This window comes from Burkholderia sp. Bp8998, from assembly GCF_003854235.1.
In the GTDB taxonomy this organism is placed as follows: Bacteria; Pseudomonadota; Gammaproteobacteria; order Burkholderiales; family Burkholderiaceae; genus Burkholderia.
Genome location: NZ_QTQF01000003.1, coordinates 184,693 through 204,761, shown reverse-complemented (window position 1 = coordinate 204,761; position 20,069 = coordinate 184,693). Strand labels below are relative to the sequence as shown.

Here is a 20,069-nt window from a genome sequence, read left to right as displayed (position 1 = left end):
TGACGGCGGCGGCCGTTTCATCCGTCCTTATCCGTCCTTTTCAAAGCAGGCGATTCATATGAGCACCGTTCAGGAAACCCTGGCACTGAAAGATCCGTCGCTGTTCCGCCAGCAGGCGTACGTCGACGGCGAATGGCAAGGCGCGGCGAACGGCGAGTCGTTCGAAGTCCGCAACCCGGCAACCGGCGGCCTGCTCGGCACCGTGCCGGCGATGGGCACGGCCGAGACGCGTCACGCGATCGAGGCCGCGAACGCCGCATGGCCGGCGTGGCGCAAGAAGACCGCGAAGGAACGTGCGGCGATCCTGCGCAAGTGGCACGACCTGATGATGGAAAACGCCGACGACCTCGCGCTGATCCTGACGACCGAGCAGGGCAAGTCGCTGGCCGAGGCGAAGGGCGAGATCGGCTACGCGGCGTCGTTCCTCGAGTGGTTCGCGGAAGAAGGCAAGCGCGTATACGGCGACACGATCCCGACGCCGGCGAGCGACAAGCGCATCGTCGTGACGAAGGAAGCGATCGGCGTGTGCGCGGCGATCACGCCGTGGAACTTCCCGGCGGCGATGATCACCCGCAAGGTCGGCCCGGCGCTCGCGGCTGGCTGCCCGATCGTCGTGAAGCCGGCGGAAGCCACGCCGTTCTCGGCACTCGCGATGGCCGTGCTGGCCGAGCGCGCGGGCGTGCCGGCGGGCGTGTTCAGCGTCGTCACGGGCGACCCGAAGGCGATCGGCGGCGAACTCACGTCGAACCCGATCGTGCGCAAGCTGTCGTTCACCGGCTCGACGCCGGTCGGCCGCCTGCTGATGTCGCAATGCGCGGCGACGGTCAAGAAGGTGTCGCTGGAACTCGGCGGCAACGCACCGTTCATCGTGTTCGACGATGCCGATCTCGACGCGGCCGTGCAGGGCGCGATCGCATCGAAGTACCGCAATAGCGGCCAGACGTGCGTGTGCACGAACCGCTTCTACGTGCACGAAGCCGTGTACGACCAGTTCGCGCAGAAGCTCGCGACGGCGGTCGGCCAGTTGAAGGTCGGTCGCGGCACGGAGCCGGGCGCCACGCAGGGGCCGCTGATCAACGAAGCGGCCGTGCTGAAGGTCGAGGCGCACATCGAGGACGCGCTCGCGAAGGGCGCGACCGTCGTGACGGGCGGCAAGCGCCACGCGCTCGGCCACGGCTTCTTCGAGCCGACCGTGCTGACGGGCGTCACGCCTGCGATGAAGGTCGCGAAGGAAGAGACGTTCGGGCCGCTCGCGCCGCTGTTCAAGTTCGGCAGCGACGATGAAGTGATCCGCCTCGCGAACGACACCGAGTTCGGTCTCGCCGCGTACTTCTACAGCCGCGACATCGGCCGCGTGTGGAAGGTCGCCGAAGCGCTCGAGTACGGGATGGTCGGCGTGAACACTGGCCTGATCTCGAACGAAGTCGCGCCGTTCGGCGGCGTCAAGCAGTCGGGCCTCGGCCGCGAAGGCTCGCACTACGGCATCGACGACTACGTCGTGATCAAGTACCTCTGTCTCGCCGTCTGACGGTTCGGGGCCCGTCGCTTCGGTGACAGGCCCTGACCGCCCGGCCGAACCGGGCGGTCCCGACGCGGGCCGGTGGCCCTCTCCGCCGTGCCCGCGTCACCTTTCGCTACCTCGGTCCGCTCGATGTCCGCATGCTCCGCGCATGCGACTGCGACTGCGACCGCAAGGCCGGTCTCTGCCGAACGGCATACCCCACCCAATTTCGTTCAAGTCTCATTTCTCGTTCGCCAGCAAACCGCTAGATTGAGCGTTCCACCTCGATCCCGTTTGCTCGCCCATGAACACCTCACCCGATTGCGCGGTTCGCGCACAGCCCGTGCGCAGCGTCCCTCGGCCACGTCGTCGCATTCGCCCCGGGCTCCACCGATGCCCGAGGTGCATCATCGCTCCTGCGAATCGCGGAGCGCTCTCATGATCGTGAGTACCGCCCATCGCCAAATGCTCCCGCCGCCGCGAAGCGCCAGCGGCACGAGCAACCACCAGTCGTTCAACGTGATCTACGACGGGCCGGCGCTCGCCGAGCACCGGATGGACGTACGCGACCTCGCGCCGGCGCTGATCGCGATGGCCGACCTCTTCACGTCCGCCAATAAGGAGCTCAATGGCGAGAATACCGAGGTTCGACTCCAGGTCCGGGGCAGCTTCAAGGCCGGTTCGTTCCACTCCGAGCTGATCTTCGTCCAGTCGCTCGCGAGCCAGCTCCGCGACCTGTTCGCGGGGCCGAGCGCCAATGAGTTCAGCAACGCGCTGGCGATCCTCGCCGCACTCGGCATCGTCGGAGGCGGCGGCCTGATCGGCCTCATTCGCGCGCTGCGCGGGCGCAAGCCGCAGCGCACCGAGCCCGAGGGGACGAATACCCGGGTCTGGATATCGGAACTGGAATCCTTCGTTGTCGAGGAAGCCATCTATCGGCTCTACCGGAACCGGGCGGTCCGCGTCAGCCTGCAGAAAGTGCTGTCTCCGCTCGAACGCGAAGGCATCTCGAGCTTCGGCATCGTTCGCGGTGACGCAGTCGAACTCGCGATCGAGAACGATGAACTCGATGCGTTCTCGATGAGTGACGATCCCGGGGAAGTGGTCACGGATACGATCACGCACAAGGTGCTGCTGCTCGAATCCGTCGTGTTCAAGGACGGCAACAAGTGGCGCGTGCACGACGGCTCGTTCGCGTTCTTCGCCGCGCTGGACGACGAACAGTTTCTCGCGAAGGTCGACGCCGGCGAGCGCTTCGGGAAGGGAGACGTACTGGTCGTCGATCTGCGTCAGACGCAGATCATCACCGACGAGGGGCTGCGTAACGAATACCGCATCGTCAAAGTGCGCGAGCATCGTGCGCCGCTGCAGCCGGCACTGATCTGACCGCCGTCGGCGCGATGCGCCGGCCGGCGCGCCTCTACGCCGTGCCCGTGACTTCTCTTTATCCCCGCAATCAGCAGAATATGTTCACCGCCGCCACCAGCCGTGTCGCCTTCTGCTTCAGTCTCTCAGACGCCGCCTTGTTCTGATCGCCCCCTTCACCCCGACCTCACTGATCACCATGATATTAAATTTCAGTCGCAGTCCAAAATAAAAGTCGTACTTATCCTATATACAAGGAAAATCTTCCCGGCCACTGTTATGGCTCGTCCATATCCAAAATATCCGAGCCAATGAAATAAGAAGAGCACGCCGCCGACCATCGCCATTGAAGATGCCGCGATCAATCAATACGCAATTTATGACCCGGAGTCAGCCGATTGGGCCTTCACCAACTTCGATTGAGGACATTGCCATGAGCCGGCGAGCAATCAGGAACGGCGACGCAACGACGACGGGTGGAACCGTCATAGCGGGCACAGCCAGCATATTCGTGAACAACAAGCACATTGCCTTGGACGGCGACAAAGCGACATGTGGAAATTGCGAGGGCATGTTTCCGATAGCAGGAAGCGCTGTATCCGTTGTCGGCAGCGGACGGGCCGTAGCCGTGGAAGGTGACGCGGTACTTTGTCCATGCGGGCAAAACCTTCTAGTCGCGGGCAACGATTGCACGTTTTTCATTGGGGGAGACGGTGGCCATGGCTCGGGGAGCCCTTTCACTGGATATTCGGCATTCACACCCGCTCGATACGTACCGGCATCGGACATTCACAGCGATCAATTTGTGATCCGCGACGTGAGGACGAAGCAACCGCTAAGCAACGTGCGCTATTGGATCAAGGATCGATCCGGGAACGTGCTTGCATCCGGCGTTAGTGATCGGCGCGGCTGCACCGTGCGCGTGCAAACCGAACGCGCGCAGACATTGAAGCTTGTCATCGAGGATTGAAAAGATGGGAAACCAAACTACCGTCGCCGAGACGACCACAAACACCATCGCGGGATCGCAGACATTCGCGGATGTTGACTTGCGTCCGATCTGCGAAAACATGACCAACTCGGAATTCCGCAAGGCTTTTGCAGTAGCGCAAGGGCGAGCGGTTGACCGATTGACGATCCGCATTGCTGATTTGCAAAAGTGGTCGAAGATTGACAGGGATCGGGTTCTCAAGTGGTTCGGTCGAACCGACGAACGCACACGTATGCATCTGCTCACCGGCTTGACGAAAGTGCTTACCGTGGTTCGCGCATTCAACGAAAACAACGTGGTTCGAAGCGGCAGCGCTGGCGATCTTGCGACGGGTTGCATGCCTCACCCACGAGGAACGACAAACGAAGCCGCCCACGTATGCGCGCCGGACACGGCAACACATACCATCGCCATCAGTGAGCGATTCTGCACGATGCGCCCGTGGACAGCGAACGCTGATTCGCACGTGTCAACTATCATTCACGAAGCCACTCATTTTCGCGACACGATGTCGTCAACCGATGACCAATACACGATTACGCCGTTGCTCCCCGGTTGGGGACGGTCAAACCCTGACTTGGCAATCAACAACGCCGACAGCATCGCGGGGTACGTCATCGACATTGACTAAGTTCATAGCTGCCATCACGCTCGCATTGAGCTGCGCACATACGGCGTTCGCATGTGATGGTCCGTCGAACATGCCCGGTTGGGATTTTGATGTGCGATTCGACAACAATTCAAGCGACATATCTACCGCCGAATTGGCGAAGCTCTCCGTATGGTCAAACGACATGCGTGATCGCTTCCCCATTGTCGATGTGGTGTCGATCGTTGGATTAGCGGAACCGACAGAGAGAAAGCCTACAGCTCTTGCTCACCAGCGTGCTGCGAATGTCAAGGCCGCGTTAGATCAATTTTCGATTCGAGGCGAACGAAATTCCATGATCGCGCGAATCTACAAATTACCGTTTCCCGCGAGCGAATTTGACGATACAGGGCGGCGTGTCGAAATCACATTCGGCCCAGGATGCCCTAATCACTGTTGCCCGAACCTAAACCCGATACCGAAGGCGCAGTGACATAACGGGGAGTACGTTGTCAACGGTGACTAAGTTCCTGACCGCCGCCGCGCTCGCGTTGAGCTGCGCACATGCAGCGTTCGCGTGTGACGGCGCGTCGAACATGCCCGCCCGTTACATCGATATTGTTTTCGATGCTGATTCGAGTGCGATTTCTCCGGCTGAACTGTCGAGGTTGTCGGCATGGTCAAGCGACATGCACAGGCGCTTCCCGATCATTGATACGGTATGGCTAATTGGACTGGCCGAGCAAACCGAACGCGACGCGCAACAACTTGCAGCGCGGCGGACCGAGAACGTGATGGCTGTCTTGGATCAGCATTCGATCCGTGGCGAGAAAGGCGCCTTGGCGGGGAAAATTTTCAAGCCGGACGAGTTCGGCCAATCCGGGCGAGGCGTCGAAGTAAACGTCAGTCCGGGATGCCCGGGCCACGGTTGCCCGAACCTCAATCCCATACCGAAGGCGCAATGACGTAGCAGGACACCCCACACCGGCCCGCGCAATGCGGGCCGCCTTCCTCCTGCCCCGCCCATCACCGAAACACGTTCACCGCATCCACCAGTCGCGTCGCCTGCTGCTTCAGGCTTTCCGACGCCGCCGCGCTCTGCTCGACCAGCGCGGCGTTCTGCTGCGTGATGTTGTCCAGATGCACGACCGCCTGGTCGACCTGCGCGACCCCGGTGCTCTGCTCGGCCGTCGACGAGCTGATCTCCGCGATCAGGTCCGACACGCGCTTCACCTGCGTGACGATGTCCTCCATCGTCTTGCCCGCGCCGTCGACGATCCGCGCGCCCGACTCGACCCGATCGACACTTGCGCCGATCAGCGTCTTGATTTCCTTCGCGGCGTTCGCGCTGCGCTGCGCGAGCGCCCGCACCTCGCCCGCGACCACCGCGAAGCCGCGCCCCTGATCGCCCGCGCGCGCCGCTTCGACCGCCGCGTTCAGCGCGAGGATGTTGGTCTGGAACGCAATCCCGTCGATCACGCCGATGATGTCGGAAATCTTGCGCGAACTCGCCGTGATGTCGTTCATCGTCGTGACGACTTCGCTCACCGCCTGTCCGCCGCGCTCGGCCGCCTCGCTCGCCGAAACCGACAACTGGTTCGCCTGCAGCGCCGTCTCCGCATTGCTCGACACGGTGGCCGTCATCTCGGCCATCGACGCCGCCGTCTGCTGCACGCTGGTCGACGCCTGTTCGGTCCGCGCGCTCAGGTCGTTGTTGCCCTGCGCGATCTCGTTGCTCGCGCGCTGCACGTTATGCACCTGTTCGCTGACGTCGTCGACGAGCCAGCGGAACATCAGCCCGAGCTGGTTGATCGTGCGCAACGTCATGCCGATCTCGTCGACCCGGTTCATCGCCACACCGGTGCGGCTCTCGCCGGTGGCGACGCGCAACGCCTGGTCGCGCAACTGAATCAGCGGACGCACGATCTGCGCATCGAGCCACAGCCCGGCGGCCACCGACACGCCGGCCGCCGCCCCGGCAAACGCCGCGAGCCCGCCGCCGGTCAGTCCGCACGCCCACCCCGCGCCGACGACGGCCGGCGCGAGCACGCACAGCGTCGAATGAACGCGCGCGCGCACCGACATCGTCTGGAACAGCGACGCGACACGCATCAACCCGGTACGGACGATCAGCCCCTTGTGGAAACGGCGCTGGCCAGCCTTGCCTTCGCGGAACGCGCGGTACAGCGCGTCGGCCACCGCGATCTCGTCGCGCGACGCCTTGGTGCGCACCGACATGTAGCCCGTCGGCTGCCCGTTGCGCATCACCGGCACCGTATTCGAACGGACCCAGTAGTGATCGCCGTTCTTGCGACGGTTCTTCACGAGCGCGGTCCACGGTTCGCCGTTCTTCAGCGTCGCCCACATGTCGGCGAATGCCTCCTTCGGCATGTCCGGGTGCCGCACGACGTTGTGCGGCTGGCCTTCAATCTCCTCGGGAGAAAATCCGCTGACCTGGATGAACGCGGCATTCGCGTACTTGATGTAACTGTCCGCGTCGGTGGTCGACATCAGCGTCGCGTCGTCGGGAAATTCGAATTCGCGTTGCGTGACAGGCTGGTTATTGCGCATGGTGTGGAGTTCCGTGTTGCGGATCTTGCGTCCGCTTGTGGATTGAATCGAGACCGTACGCATCGCGGTCCGCCCGCATGCGTTCGATCACACTCCTGCGCTTTCGGCAGATTTGGCGAAAACATTATGCCGGCTTCGGGTAAATATGCATCAATTTCGCATCATCTTGATTTAGCCGAACACTTTGTTTATATGTGAATCAGAAATCCGGTTTTATCAAATATCCGAACCATAATCGCCTGATTATTCGAGGCATTCGTCCCGACGGGCTTGGCGGATAGCGCCGGCGTCATGAATGCGAATCCTTCTCGTTTAATCCATTCGAACCGAATCGGAAATCGGAGATTTCGCCGCCTCGCCTCGCAGCAACGGAACGGGACGCGCAAACGCGCGCCCCCGCCGATTACCGAAACACGTTCACCGCATCCACCAGTCGCGTCGCCTGCTGCTTCAGGCTTTCCGACGCCGCCGCGCTCTGCTCGACCAGCGCGGCGTTCTGCTGCGTGATGTTGTCCAGATGCACGACCGCCTGGTCGACCTGCGCGACCCCGGTGCTCTGCTCGGCCGTCGACGAGCTGATCTCCGCGATCAGGTCCGACACGCGCTTCACCTGCGTGACGATGTCCTCCATCGTCCTGCCGGCATCGTCGACCCGCCGCGCGCCCGACTCGACCCGGTCGACGCTCGCGCCGATCAGCGTCTTGATTTCCTTCGCGGCGTTCGCGCTGCGCTGCGCGAGCGCCCGCACCTCGCCGGCGACCACCGCGAAGCCGCGCCCCTGTTCGCCCGCGCGCGCCGCTTCGACCGCCGCGTTCAGCGCGAGGATGTTGGTCTGAAATGCGATCCCGTCGATCACGCCGATGATGTCGGCGATCCTGCGCGAGCTGTCGGTGATGTCGTTCATCGTCGTGACGACTTCGCTCACCGCCTGCCCGCCGCGCTCGGCCGCTTCGCTCGCGGACACGGCGAGCCGGTTCGCCTGCAGCGCGGTCTCCGCATTGCTGTCGACCGTGGCCGTCATCTCGGCCATCGACGCGGCGGTTTCCTGCACGCTCGACGCGGCCTGTTCGGTGCGTGCGCTCAGGTCGTTGTTGCCTTGCGCGATCTCGTTGCTCGCGCGCTGCACGTTGTGCACCTGTTCGCTGACGTCGTCGACGAGCCAGCGGAACATCAGCCCGAGCTGGTTGATCGTGCGCAGCGTCATGCCGATCTCGTCGACGCGATCCATCCGTACGCCGCGGCGGCTTTCTCCGGTCGCGACGTTCAGCGCCTGGTCGTGCAGCCGTTTCAGCGGACGCACGATCTGCGCATCGAGCCACAGCCCGGCGGCCACCGACACGCCGGCCGCCGCCCCGGCAAACGCCGCGAGCCCGCCGCCGGTCAGTCCGCACGCCCACCCAGCGCCGACGACAGCCAGCGCCAGCGCGCACAGCGCCGACTGAACGCGCGCGCGCACCGACATCGTCTGCGGCAGCGACGCGATGCGCAGCAGCCCGGTTCGGATGATCAATCCCTTGTGGAAGCGGCGCTGGCCGGCCCTGCCTTCACGGAACGCGCGGTACAGCGCATCGGCGGCCGGGATCTCGTCGCGTGGCGCCTTGGTGCGCACCGACATGTAGCCGTGCGGCGCGCCGTTGCGCATCACCGGCACCGCGTTCGCGCGCACCCAGTAGTGGTCGCCGTTCTTGCGGCGGTTCTTCACGAGCGCGGTCCACGGTTCGCCGCTCTTCAGCGTCGCCCACATGTCGGCGAACGCCTCTTTCGGCATGTCCGGGTGCCGCACGACGTTGTGCGGCTGGCCGACGAGGTCATCGGTCGAGAAACCGCTCACGTACGCGAACGTCGTGTTCGCGTACGTGATGATGCTGTCGGCATCGGTGGTCGACATCAGCGTGACGTCGTCGGGAAATTCGAATTCTTGTTGGGTGACAGGCTGGTTGTTGCGCATGCAGGGCTCCGAAAGGCGGATCCGGATGTGGGGTCCGCGCGGCGCGGAAATCACGCTCAGTAGCCGAAAAACGGTTTATCGCTTTACGACGGTCTCGTTCCTGCTGTCGGCAACCTCCGGAAAAACCTTAATCCGGAAACGCATAAAATATCGATTTCGCTCATCGGCATGATTTCGATCAAGCAATCCCGCGATAATCGCGTCCGACTCTGTGCGGATACGGCCCGATGCTTGACGAATTTATGTCAGCAAACACACCAGTTCGCTCAATCGTTGCAAACAGCAAAACAATTCAGCCTGATCAAATCCATTCAACCGGCATTCGAATTCGTTGAAAAAGTCCCCCCCGCCACTTGAATCGCCCCCCCCGGAATACGGCGCTGGCCGCGCATGACGGCGATAAACACGACGGAGAACGACATTGCAGAACGCACCGCAACCGCCGGCCATGCCGAAGATCCTCGTCAGCATGTGCGTGCTCGGTCACCCCGTCCGTTACAACGGCTCGGCAAAGACCGCCGCGCATGAAACGCTCGCACGATGGCAACGCGAAGGGCGCCTGGTGCCCGTGTGTCCGGAGCTGGCAGGCGGATTGAGCGTGCCGCGTCCGCCCGCCGAAATCGCGGACGGCGAATCGGGGCAACGCGTGCTGGCCGGTGCCGCGCGCATCGTCGACGTGCATGGAATCGACGTGACGGCGCCGTTCGTCGACGGCGCGCAGACCGCGCTCGCGCTGGCACGCGCGCACGACTGCCGCTTCGCGATCCTGGCGGACGGGAGTCCGTCTTGCGGAAGCAGCTTCATTTACGACGGGAGTTTTGCGGGCCGGCGGCATGCCGGCGCCGGTGTGACGGCCGCGTTGCTGCGCCAGCATGGCGTCGAGGTGTTCGCGGACACCGAGATCGACACGCTCGCCGCGCGCCTCGCGCAACGCCTCGCGCAATATTCGCCGGCCGAATGACGATGTGGCCGGCACGAAGCGCTTCTCGTGCCGGCCACATCGTCTGGAACGGGAACACGATGAAGCCGCGCGCATTCCGCGCGCTTCACCGCATCACGCGATCACACGCGCTCGATCGCGATCGCGATGCCCTGGCCAACGCCGATGCACATCGTGCACAGCGCGAAGCGGCCGTTGGTGCGATGCAGCTGGTACATCGCGGTCGTCACGAGCCGGGCGCCCGACGCGCCGAGCGGATGACCGAGCGCGATCGCGCCGCCGTTCGGATTCACGCGAGGATCGTCGTCGGCGACGCCGAGCATGCGCAACACCGCGAGACCTTGCGACGCGAACGCTTCGTTCAGCTCGATCACGTCGAACTGATCGATCGTCATCCCGAGCCGCGCGAGCAGCTTCTGCGTGGCGGGCGCCGGGCCGATGCCCATCACGCGCGGCGCGACGCCGGCCGTCGCGATGCCGAGCACGCGCGCACGCGGCGTCAGGCCGAAGCGCTTCGCGGTGGCCTCGTTCGCGAGCAGCAGCGCGGCGGCGCCGTCGTTGACGCCCGACGCGTTGCCGGCCGTCACCGAGCCGTCCGGACGCACGACGCCCTTCAGCTTCGCGAGCGTCTCGAGCGACGTTTCGCGCGGATGCTCGTCACGCGAAAAAACGACCGGATCGCCTTTCTTCTGCGGAATCGTGACCGACACGATTTCCTCGGCGAGCGTGCCGTCCTGCTGCGCACGCGCGGCCTTCTGCTGACTGCGCAGCGCGAACAGGTCCTGGTCGGCGCGGCTGATGTTGTAGTCGACCGCGACGTTCTCGGCCGTCTCGGGCATCGAATCGACGCCATGCAGTTGTTTCATCAGCGGATTGACGAAGCGCCAGCCGATCGTCGTATCGTGGATGTCGGCCTGGCGCGCGAACGCGCTGGCAGCCTTGCCCATCACGAACGGCGCGCGCGTCATGCTTTCGACGCCGCCGGCCACCATCAGCGCGGCCTCGCCCGACTTGATCGCGCGCGCGGCCACGCCGACCGCGTCCATCCCCGAACCGCACAGGCGGTTGATCGTCGAACCCGGCACGCCCTCCGGCAGGCCCGCGAGCAGTGCGGACATGCGCGCGACGTTGCGGTTGTCCTCGCCGGCCTGGTTCGCGCAGCCGTAGATCACGTCGTCGATCGCCGTCCAGTCGACGTCGCGGTTGCGCTCGACGAGCGCCTTGAGCGGCACCGCGCCGAGATCGTCGGCGCGCACGCCGGACAGCGCGCCGCCGTAACGGCCGATCGGGGTACGGATCGCATCACACAGAAAAGCTTCGGTCATTTGTGTCTCCGGTCTCATGCAAGGCTGGGAAGTGTTTGAAACGCGCCCCTTGCATTGCCCGCCGGGATGCGCTTAAATGTTCTATATACGAACATAAGATCGTGTATCGAACGTTCAACGCATCATAGGGAGTGCGGGGACGACCTGTCAAGCGCCCGGTCCGCGGCGCGGTTGGCGTGTCAGGCCCCATGCGCTATCTTCTCGGCTGCACGACAATCCGACCGTTCATGACAACCGAAGACATCCAGACGAAACCGGGCGACTCCTATGTGCAGTCGTTCGCGCGCGGCCTCGCAGTGATCCGCGCGTTCGACGCCCAGCGCCCGGAGCAGACGCTCACCGAGGTCGCCTCGGCCACCGGGCTTACGCGCGCCGGCGCACGCCGGATCCTGCTGACGCTGCAGACGCTCGGCTACGTCGAGGCCGACGGCCGGCTGTTCCGGCTCACGCCAAAGATCCTCGAGCTCGGTTTCGCGTATCTCACGTCGATGCCGTTCTGGAATCTCGCCGATCCGGTGATGGAGCAGTTGTCCGCGCAGATCCACGAAAGCTGTTCGGCCGCCGTGCTCGACCGCACCGAGATCGTCTACGTGCTGCGCGTGCCGACCCACAAGATCATGACGATCAACCTGTCGATCGGCAGCCGCCTGCCCGCGTACTGCACGTCGATGGGGCGCGTGCTGCTGTCCGCGCTCGACGACGCGACGCTCGACGAAACGCTCGCACAGAGCGGCATCCGCGCACACACGCCGCGCACGATCACCGACATCGGGGAACTGAAGGCGACGATCGCGCAGGTGCGCCAGCAAGGCTGGGCCGTGGTCGACCAGGAACTCGAAGTGGGCTTGATGTCGATCTCCGCGCCGATCCGCAACCGGCGCGGGCAGGTGATCGCCGCGATGAACATCAGCGGCAACGCGCAGCGGCACACCGCGAAGCAGATGGTGAAGGAGTTTCTCGGGCCGCTGCAGCAGGCCGCGCAGACCGTGTCGGAACTGGTGGCGCGGCGCGGGTAAGGGGGCGGGCCGGCGCCCGGACGTTTTCCCCAAAGCCGGCGCGCCGCGGCGTCAGCTTCGACTGTCGTGTCGGCGATACGACAATTGACGCATAAAAAGACGGGCGGCACCTGGCCGCCCGCTCAACTCTGACTCTGCTGTAACGCCTTCTCACGGAACGCGGAGCGAACTCCGCACCGCTCAATTTAGTGACGCGGCACAGCCCGGTCAATTTGACGAGAACGAAATTGCGCGGCGCCTCTCGTACACCGTACCCGCTGCTCACGCGCCGAGCAGCATGCCCTTGCGCACCGGCACCATGCCCGTCACGCGGCCGAGCGGCGCGCCGGCCGTCACGAAGCGGATCGCGCGGCGCATGTAGAACACGCCGTCGGTGCCGCTCGACACCGTCGTGATCGCGTCGGTCAGCGGATCGACGATGTCGAACAGCGGATCGCCGGCGCGAATCGTCGCGCCGATCGTCGCGCGGTGCACGAGAATCCCGCTCACCGGCGCGTAGAACTGCTCGCTGCCCGCGAGCGGCGTGGCCGGCGCGGCGAGCGGCGGCAGCGGCGTGCGCTCGCCGCGCACCGCGCCGCACCACACCAGATAGTCGACGAGCGCATCGGCGTCACGCGCCGCGTATTCGTGCGTCACGTCGCGCTGGCCGCGGCATTCGACGGTCACGGCCACCGTGCCCGCCGCCATCGGCGCGCGTTCCGGCAGATGCTGCCACAACTGCGTCCACAGCAGGTGATGCGCATCGTCGAACGCGTGGCCGCCGGAATCCTCGGCGAGCAGCGACACCTCGGCGCCGAGATAGCGCGCGAGCGGCTCGACCTGCGGCCACGCGGTGTCGCTCGTGTACACGTGCATCACCGCTTCGAGCGAGCAATGCAGGTCGATCACGACGTCGGCGTCATGCGACAGCTTCAGCAACGCAAGCTGCAACGCGTCGAATTCGGTGCGCGGCGCGATCTCGTCGAGTGCCGCGCCGACGCATTCGCGCACGATCGCGCGATTGCGCTCCGGGTCCGCGCCGAGCCGGTCGCGCGCCCGCGCGGCGATGTCAGCGAGCGGCAGGAAGCCGCGATTGAAGTTGCGCCCGCTCGCGAGATCGAACCGCCCGATGAATTGCCCGAACAGATGCTGATTGAGTCCGACCGGGTTCGCGACCGGCACGAGCACGATCTCGGCCGCGAGCCGGCCATCCGCGTCGAGTTGCGCGAGCCGCTGCTTGAGCGCGACGGCGGCAAGCATCGCAGGCGTCTCGTCCGCGTGCAGCGCGGCTTGCAGGTAGATCTTGCGGCCGGCGTCGGCCGGCCCGAAATGGAAGCTCGTCAGCGTGCGCTGCGTGCCGATCGACGGCGGCAGGAGCGGCGTGGTGCGAATCTGCATCGATGGTCTCGAATGAAAAATGCGGGGAAACGGGGCGCGCGGCTCAGTCGCCGTACGGGTTGAAATCGAAGTACCGCTTCGCGATGCGGTCGTACGTGCCGTCCTTCAGCATCGACGCGATCGCGCCGTCGATCGACGCCTTGAGCGCCGTGTCCGACTGGCGCATCCCGATGCCGACGCCGCGATCGCCCAGGTCGAGCGGCGCGCCGACGAACGCGAAGCCCTTGCCCTTCGGCTGGCGCAGGAAGCCGTAGTCGGCTTCCACCGTGCCGAGCAGCGCGGCGTCGAGCCGGCCGTTGACGAGATCGGCGAACACGTCGTCCTGACTCTTGTACGGCACCACGCCGACGCCGGCGGGCGCCCAGTGCGCGAGCGCCCACGATTCGAACTGCGTGCCCGACTGCACGCCGACGCGCTTGCCGGCCAGCGACGCGGCGGTGCTGCCGAGCCCGCGCTCGGGCCGCGCGACGAGCCGCGACTTGAAGCGGAACAGCTTCGACGAAAACAGGATCTGCTTCTCGCGCTTCTCGGTGATCGCCATCGACGACAGGATCGCGTCGATCTTGCGCGCCTGAAGCGCCGGAATCATCCCGGAGAATTCGAGCTCGACCCACTGGCAACGCAGTTGCGCACGGCGGCAGATCTCGTTGCCGAGATCGACGTCGAAGCCCTTCAGGCTGCCGTCGGGCGCCTTCGCGTCCATCGGCGGATAGGTCGGATCGATACCCAAGCGCACCACGTGCGCGTCGAGCGCATGCGCGGACGTCGCCGCGAAGCCGATGCACAGGGAAACCAGCGGAACGAAGAAGCGGCGGAAGCGTTTCATGGTCGACGATAGGCGGAAAGTGGGACAAACGGCATGGGCCGGACTGCCTGCGATCGTAGTGCGCGCGCGTCGCCGCCGGAATTGCCCGCTGTCTTATCATGATCAGTATTTTCGATCACCGGCTTCGCGCTCGACCATGGCGTTCACGCTGTCCCAGCTCCGCATCTTCCAGGCCGTCGTCGAACACGGCAGCCTGCGCGCAGCCGCACGCGCGCTCGATCTCGCACAGAGCGGTGTCACCCAGCAGCTCCAGAGCCTCGAGACGACGCTCGGCGCGACGCTGTTCACGCGCACCAATCGCGGGATCGTGCCGACGGCCGTCGGCCAGCGGCTGCTCGCACGCTCGGGGGCGATCCTCGGCGAATGCGAGCAGGTCGAGCACGAGATCCGCCAGCTGAGCGGCGCGTACGAAGGCACTGTCACGCTGGGCCTCGTGACCGAACCGCTGATCGATGCGTTCGCACCGGTGCTGACCGCGTTCCGCGCGCGCTTCCCGAAGGTCGACGTGCACCTGCGCACCGGCACGTCGCGGATGATGATCGGCTGGCTGCGCGAAAACGCGGTGGATTTCGCGATCGCACTCGTCGCGAAGCAAACCGACACGACCGCTCTCGCGGTCACGCCTCTGCATGCATCGGCGCCGGTGGTCGTGTGCCGCGGCGGCCATCCGCGGCAGCACGCGCAATCGCTTGCCGAACTGGCCGACTACGCGTGGGTGTCGACGCGCTCGCCGAACCTGAGCGCCGATCCGGTCGTCAACCGGCTGCTCGCGTATTTCGACGCGCACGGCCAGCCGGCGCCGAAGATCATCGCGACCGTCGAAGGGATGTTCGAGACGCTGCAACTCGTCACGCAGACCGATTGCCTCGCGCTCGAATCCGAAGCCGTGACGCGGCACGGGCCGTTCGCGGGCGCGCTCGCGAAGGTGCCGGTGCGCGAGCAGGCGGAATCGCAGGACGTCTGCCTGCTGCAACGCGCGGCCGTGCCGTTGACGCCGGCCGCGCAGGAACTGGCGACGATGCTCGCGTCGTACCTGAGGACCGTGCGCGGGCGGTAACCCGGGCACGGAGCACCACGCCGCGCCTCGGCGCGTCAGTCCATCGACTCGCGCGCCGTCTCGCGCAGCATCGCGACCGCGATCAGCGACAGCACCACGCAGGCGGCCACGTAGCCGGCCGGCGCGAGCTTGCTGCCCGTCGTCTTCACGAGCCAGGTCGCGATCAGTTGCGCGGTGCCGCCGAAAATCGTCACCGCGAGCGCATAGGCGATCGAGATGCCGGTCGCACGCACATGGCGCGGCAGCGACTCGCACATCAGCGCCATTTCCGATGCCGACCCGAGCGAATAGAACAGCAGCATCAGCGCGGTCAGCGGCAGGATCACCGACAACGTCGGATGATGGTTCATCAGCCAGAACGCCGGGAACAGCAGCAGCACGAGCACGCCGCGCCCGACGAAGATCGGCATGCGGCGGCTGCCGAGGCGGTCCGACAGCCAGCCGAACAGCGGGCACGTCGCCAGCATCACGCAGCCCGACGCGACGCCGACGAACATCGACAGCTTCATCGGCAGACCGAGTGTATGGATCGCATAGGTCGGCATGTAGAAGGTCAGGATGTAGGTCGACACCGTGCCGCCCATCACCGTCAGCATCAACAGCAGCACCGTGCGCGTGTGCCGCGAGAACAGCTCGCGCAGCACGCCGCGTTCGATCCCGTGATGGCTGTCGCCGGGCGCATCGTCCGCGAGCCGGCGGCGCAAGACCATGCCGACCGGCGCGATCAGCACGCCCACGAGGAACGGCAGGCGCCAGCCCCAGCCCTCGAGGGCATCCTTCGTCAGCGTGTTCGACAGCAGCGCCGCGAAGCCCGAACCCATCAGCGCCGCGCCGCCCTGCGTCGCGAGCTGCCAGCTCGCGCGGAACGCACGGTGCGACGTGCCGCCCTGCTCGATCAGCGTGGACGTCGCCGCGCCGAACTCGCCGCCCTGCGAGAAGCCCTGCATCAGCCGCGCGCAGACGACCAGGATCGGCGCGGCCACGCCGGCCTGCGCGTAGGTCGGCGCGATCGCGATCAGGCCGGTGCCGAGCGCCATCAGCATGATCGTCAGGTTCAGCGCGGCCTTGCGGCCCTTGCGGTCCGCGTAGACGCCGAGCACGACGCTGCCGAGCGGCCGCGTGAAGAAGCCGGCGGCGAACGTCGCCACCGACAGCAGCAGCGACGTGGTCGGGTCGCTCGACGGGAAGAACAGCTTGCCGATCAGCACCGCGAAAAAGCCGTACACGGTGAAGTCGAAGAACTCCAGCCAGTTGCCGATCACGGCCGCCGCGATCGCGCCGCGCTTCGTGACGGCCGGCGCGGCGCGCGTATCGGTTTCGGCGGCCTCCGTCGACGCGGGGTGCAGCGCGAGATGGTCTTTCTGCATCGTTCGTATCTCCTCTCAATACGGCCGGAAGCGCCGGCCGCGCGCCGCTGCGGGGGTTACTGCCCGAGGTAGCGCTCCACGAGACGCGTCCAGAACGCCGCGCCGATCGGCAGGTTGCGATCGTTGAAGTCGTACTTCGGGTTGTGCACCATGCAGCCGTCCTCGCCTTCGCCGTTGCCGAGCCGCACGAACGAGCCGGGCCGCTGCTGCAGCATGAACGCGAAATCCTCGCTGCCCATCAGCAGGTCGGCCTGCTCGACGACGTGCGCGTCGCCGACCAGCTCGCGCGCGACCTGCGCGGCGAAATCCGTTTCGGCATCCGTATTGACGACGACCGGATATCCTTCGATGTACTCGACGTGCGCGGTCGCGCCATAGCTCGCGGCCTGCGACTCGGCGAGCTCGACGATGCGGCGCTTGAGCAGCGCGCGCACGTCGGGGCTGAACGACCGCACGCTGAGTTCGAGGCGCGCGCCGTTCGGGATCACGTTGTTCGCGGTGCCGGCGTGCATCGAGCCCACCGTGACGACCGCCGGCTGCGACGGATCGACGTTGCGCGCGACGATCGTCTGCAGCGCCATCACGATGCTCGCCGCGACCACCACCGGGTCGACCGTCAGGTGCGGCCGCGCCGCGTGGCCGCCGACGCCCTCGATCGAGATGATCGCCTTGTCGCCGGCCGACATGAACGGGCCGCGCCGCGTGAGGAACACGCCGGGCGCCGCGCCCGGATGGTTGTGCATGCCGAACACCGCATCGCACGGAAAGCGCTCGAACAGGCCGTCGTCGATCATCTTCTTCGCGCCGCTGTCGACGCCGTGCTCTTCCGCCGGCTGGAAATACAGGTGCACGGTGCCGGAGAAGTTGCGCGTCTTCGCGAGGTGTTGGGCGGCGCCGAGCAGCATCGTCGTGTGGCCGTCGTGTCCGCACGCGTGCATCTTGCCGTGCGTGCCGCTCGCATACGGCAGGCCGGTCGCCTCGAGGATCGGCAGCGCGTCCATGTCGGCGCGGATGCCGATGCTGCGCTTGCCGTCACCGACCCGCAGCGTGCCGACGACCCCTGTCTTGCCGACCCCGCACGTCACCCGCCAGCCCCATTGCTCGAGTTTGTCCGCGACAAGCGCGGCCGTTTCGTGCTCCTCGTACGCGAGTTCCGGGTGGTGGTGAATGTGATGGCGGATCTCGCGCAGCCCGCCCGCGGCGGGCATCAGATCCTCGATTTCGGTGAATCGGACGTCGGTGGTCATCAAGCGGCTCCTGCTGATCGTCAGCGTGTCAGCCGCACGCGGATGGTTGCGTGCGGGAAAGCGAGCCACTATAGCGAGCCGAAAACGGTTCAATAAGATGCGGAATTTTTCACCGCGATAAGCTTTGTTAATCAGGGTTAGTACGGGCAAAGATCGACGGCGTGTGCTCGCCCAACTCGCCCGGCACACGCGCCATTGATTTTTGAGACGAACGGTCTATTATTCGCGCATGGACGTTCGAACTGATCCGCCTCGCCGCCGCGGCAGGCCACCGAAACAGCACGACGACCTCGTCGCGACGCGGGACATGCTGTTGCGCACCGGGCTGGAAGTGCTCACCGAAAAGGGCTTTTCCGCCACCGGACTCGACGAGATCCTCGGGCGCGCCGGTGTGCCGAAGGGCTCGTTCTATCACTACTTCGACAACAAGGAAGCGTTCGGCCTCGAGCTGATCGATCGCTACGCCGAGTTCTTCGCGCGCAAGCTGGACCGCCATTTCAGCCAGACCGAACAGTCGCCGCTGGCGCGCGTGCGCGCGTTCGTCGACGATGCGCGCGACGGCATGGCGCGTTACGAATACGGCCGCGGCTGCCTGATCGGCAACCTCGGCCAGGAAATGGGCGCGCTGCCCGAAAGTTTCCGCGCGCGTCTGCGTGCAACGTTCGAGGACTGGCAACGCCGGCTGGCCGACTGCCTGGTCGCCGCGCAGCAGGCCGGCGAACTGGCGGCCTCGGCCGACCCTGCCGAGCTGGCCGCGTTTTTCTGGATCGGCTGGGAAGGCGCCGTGCTGCGCGCGAAGCTCGAACGCAGCGACGCGCCGCTCGCGCTGTTCGCGCAGTTTTTCTTCGATGGACTGCCTCGCCGCTGAGTTTTTTTACCATTAACTAGACGATCGGTCTAGAAAGGAGGACGGATGTTCCAGGGCATCGTGATCGACAAGGACGAAACCGGCCAGCACGCGCGTCTGCAGACGCTGGACGACACGCAGCTGCCTGCGGGCAACGTGACGATCCGGGTCGGCTATTCGACGTTGAACTACAAGGACGGGCTGGCGATCACCGGCAAGAGCCCCGTGGTCCGCAAGTTTCCGATGGTGCCGGGCATCGACCTCGTCGGCGAAGTCGAGCACAGCACGCATCCGGATTACCGCGCAGGCGATCGCGTCGTGCTCAACGGCTGGGGCGTCGGCGAGACGCACTGGGGCGGCCTGGCCCAGAAGGCGCGCGTCGACGGCGACTGGCTGGTGCCGCTGCCGTCCGCGTTTTCGCCGCAACAGGCGATGGCCATCGGCACGGCCGGCTACACCGCGATGCTGTGCGTGATGGCGCTGGAACGGCATGGCGTGCGCCCGGACGACGGCGAGATCGTGGTGACCGGCGCGGCAGGCGGCGTCGGCAGCGTCGCCACCGCCCTCCTCGCGCGGCTCGGGTATCGCGTCGTCGCCGTGACCGGCCGCCCGGCCGATGCCGACTACCTGCGGCAGCTCGGCGCGGCGGAGATCCTCGACCGGTCGCAATTCAGTGCACCCGGCAAGCCGCTCGGCAAGGAACGCTGGGCCGGCGCGGTCGACGTCGCGGGCAGCCACGTGCTCGCCAACGTCTGTGCGACCACGCGCTACCGTGGCGTGGTGACGGCCTGCGGCCTGGCCGCCGGCATGGACTTCCCCGCCACCGTCGCGCCGTTCATCCTTCGGGGCGTGACGCTGGTCGGCATCGACAGCGTGATGTGCCCGCGCGCCGAACGGCTGGACGCATGGCGCCGGCTCGCATCCGATCTCGACGTGGCGAAGCTGGGCGCGATCAGTCATCAGGTCGGCCTGGGCAACGCCATCCCGCTCGCCGAGGAACTGATCGGCGGGAAGGTGCGCGGCCGCATCGTCGTGGACGTCAACGCATGACGCCGGCAACGGCAACCCGTCGTTTCATTTCCGGCCGGCGGCGCGCGCATCG

General features: G+C 65.8%; 18 protein-coding genes. 11 read left to right on the top strand and 7 right to left on the bottom strand.

All coding sequences use genetic code 11. The annotated features are described in order from the left end of the window. The first annotated feature begins 58 nt into the window (after window positions 1-58). The 6 genes from gabD to DIE06_RS05950 all read left to right on the top strand — a co-directional run bounded on the left by gabD (window position 59) and on the right by DIE06_RS05950 (window position 5,411). Complete coding sequence (gene gabD / locus DIE06_RS05975) at window positions 59-1,528, top strand: NADP-dependent succinate-semialdehyde dehydrogenase (protein WP_124660588.1); 1,470 nt, start codon at window positions 59-61, stop codon at window positions 1,526-1,528. A 267-nt stretch (window positions 1,529-1,795) separates the two neighbouring features. Continuing rightward, on the top strand, window positions 1,796-2,887 hold the full coding sequence (locus DIE06_RS05970; RefSeq protein ID WP_260433542.1) for a hypothetical protein: 1,092 nt from the start codon (window positions 1,796-1,798) through the stop codon (window positions 2,885-2,887). A 331-nt stretch (window positions 2,888-3,218) separates the two neighbouring features. Beyond that, on the top strand, window positions 3,219-3,836 hold the full coding sequence (locus tag DIE06_RS05965; protein ID WP_311767618.1) for a PAAR domain-containing protein: 618 nt from the start codon (window positions 3,219-3,221) through the stop codon (window positions 3,834-3,836). Between the two features lie 4 nt (window positions 3,837-3,840). Then, the gene (locus DIE06_RS05960; protein ID WP_124660586.1) at window positions 3,841-4,488 is read left to right on the top strand and encodes a M35 family metallo-endopeptidase; all 648 of its coding nucleotides are present in this window, start codon (window positions 3,841-3,843) and stop codon (window positions 4,486-4,488) included. After that, window positions 4,481-4,939, top strand: coding sequence for a hypothetical protein (locus tag DIE06_RS05955; protein WP_260433541.1), 459 nt, complete (start codon window positions 4,481-4,483; stop codon window positions 4,937-4,939). The genes DIE06_RS05960 and DIE06_RS05955 overlap by 8 nt, the downstream gene beginning before the upstream one ends. A 25-nt stretch (window positions 4,940-4,964) precedes the next feature. Beyond that, a complete protein-coding gene (locus tag DIE06_RS05950) occupies window positions 4,965-5,411 on the top strand; it encodes a hypothetical protein (protein WP_124660585.1) in 447 nt (148 codons plus the stop codon). A gap of 61 nt (window positions 5,412-5,472) precedes the next feature. On the opposite strand, the gene DIE06_RS05945 is transcribed toward DIE06_RS05950, so the two are convergent. Together DIE06_RS05945 and DIE06_RS05940 are read right to left on the bottom strand one after the other, a co-directional pair. After that, complete coding sequence (locus tag DIE06_RS05945; protein ID WP_124660584.1) at window positions 5,473-7,017, bottom strand: PAS domain-containing methyl-accepting chemotaxis protein; 1,545 nt, start codon at window positions 7,015-7,017, stop codon at window positions 5,473-5,475. A 403-nt stretch (window positions 7,018-7,420) separates the two neighbouring features. Further along, a complete protein-coding gene (locus DIE06_RS05940) occupies window positions 7,421-8,965 on the bottom strand; it encodes a PAS domain-containing methyl-accepting chemotaxis protein (RefSeq protein ID WP_124660583.1) in 1,545 nt (514 codons plus the stop codon). A gap of 448 nt (window positions 8,966-9,413) precedes the next feature. Here DIE06_RS05940 and DIE06_RS05935 point away from each other — a divergent pair, with 448 nt between their 5' ends. Next, window positions 9,414-9,926, top strand: a complete 513-nt coding sequence (locus DIE06_RS05935; protein WP_409364487.1) for a DUF523 domain-containing protein — start codon at window positions 9,414-9,416, stop codon at window positions 9,924-9,926. Window positions 9,927-10,027: 101 nt separating this feature from the next. On the opposite strand, the gene pcaF is transcribed toward DIE06_RS05935, so the two are convergent. Beyond that, complete coding sequence (gene pcaF, locus DIE06_RS05930; protein ID WP_124660581.1) at window positions 10,028-11,230, bottom strand: 3-oxoadipyl-CoA thiolase; 1,203 nt, start codon at window positions 11,228-11,230, stop codon at window positions 10,028-10,030. 227 nt (window positions 11,231-11,457) lie between these two features. Here pcaF and DIE06_RS05925 point away from each other — a divergent pair, with 227 nt between their 5' ends. Further along, window positions 11,458-12,246, top strand: coding sequence for an IclR family transcriptional regulator (locus DIE06_RS05925; RefSeq protein WP_059508612.1), 789 nt, complete (start codon window positions 11,458-11,460; stop codon window positions 12,244-12,246). A 261-nt stretch (window positions 12,247-12,507) separates the two neighbouring features. Here the strand turns inward: DIE06_RS05925 and DIE06_RS05920 are convergent, their stop codons facing one another. Both DIE06_RS05920 and DIE06_RS05915 read right to left on the bottom strand, forming a co-directional pair. Then, window positions 12,508-13,623: a succinylglutamate desuccinylase/aspartoacylase family protein gene (locus tag DIE06_RS05920; protein ID WP_124660579.1), complete on the bottom strand. Its 1,116-nt coding sequence runs from the start codon at window positions 13,621-13,623 to the stop codon at window positions 12,508-12,510. Between the two features lie 43 nt (window positions 13,624-13,666). Continuing rightward, window positions 13,667-14,449, bottom strand: a complete 783-nt coding sequence (locus DIE06_RS05915) for a transporter substrate-binding domain-containing protein (protein ID WP_124660578.1) — start codon at window positions 14,447-14,449, stop codon at window positions 13,667-13,669. Between the two features lie 136 nt (window positions 14,450-14,585). Here DIE06_RS05915 and DIE06_RS05910 point away from each other — a divergent pair, with 136 nt between their 5' ends. After that, a complete protein-coding gene (locus tag DIE06_RS05910) occupies window positions 14,586-15,506 on the top strand; it encodes a LysR family transcriptional regulator (RefSeq protein ID WP_124660577.1) in 921 nt (306 codons plus the stop codon). 35 nt (window positions 15,507-15,541) lie between these two features. On the opposite strand, the gene DIE06_RS05905 is transcribed toward DIE06_RS05910, so the two are convergent. Both DIE06_RS05905 and DIE06_RS05900 read right to left on the bottom strand, forming a co-directional pair. Continuing rightward, a complete protein-coding gene (locus DIE06_RS05905) occupies window positions 15,542-16,873 on the bottom strand; it encodes an MFS transporter (RefSeq protein ID WP_124660576.1) in 1,332 nt (443 codons plus the stop codon). A 56-nt stretch (window positions 16,874-16,929) separates the two neighbouring features. After that, on the bottom strand, window positions 16,930-18,120 hold the full coding sequence (locus DIE06_RS05900) for a M20 aminoacylase family protein (protein ID WP_124660575.1): 1,191 nt from the start codon (window positions 18,118-18,120) through the stop codon (window positions 16,930-16,932). Between the two features lie 229 nt (window positions 18,121-18,349). Between DIE06_RS05900 and DIE06_RS05895 the strand changes: the two genes are divergently transcribed. Together DIE06_RS05895 and DIE06_RS05890 are read left to right on the top strand one after the other, a co-directional pair. Continuing rightward, window positions 18,350-18,988, top strand: a complete 639-nt coding sequence (locus DIE06_RS05895) for a TetR/AcrR family transcriptional regulator (RefSeq protein WP_124660574.1) — start codon at window positions 18,350-18,352, stop codon at window positions 18,986-18,988. A 45-nt stretch (window positions 18,989-19,033) separates the two neighbouring features. Further along, window positions 19,034-20,017 carry an MDR family oxidoreductase gene (locus DIE06_RS05890; RefSeq protein ID WP_124660573.1) on the top strand — a complete coding sequence of 328 codons (984 nt, stop codon included), beginning with the start codon at window positions 19,034-19,036 and terminating at the stop codon, window positions 20,015-20,017. Window positions 20,018-20,069: the final 52 nt, after the last annotated feature.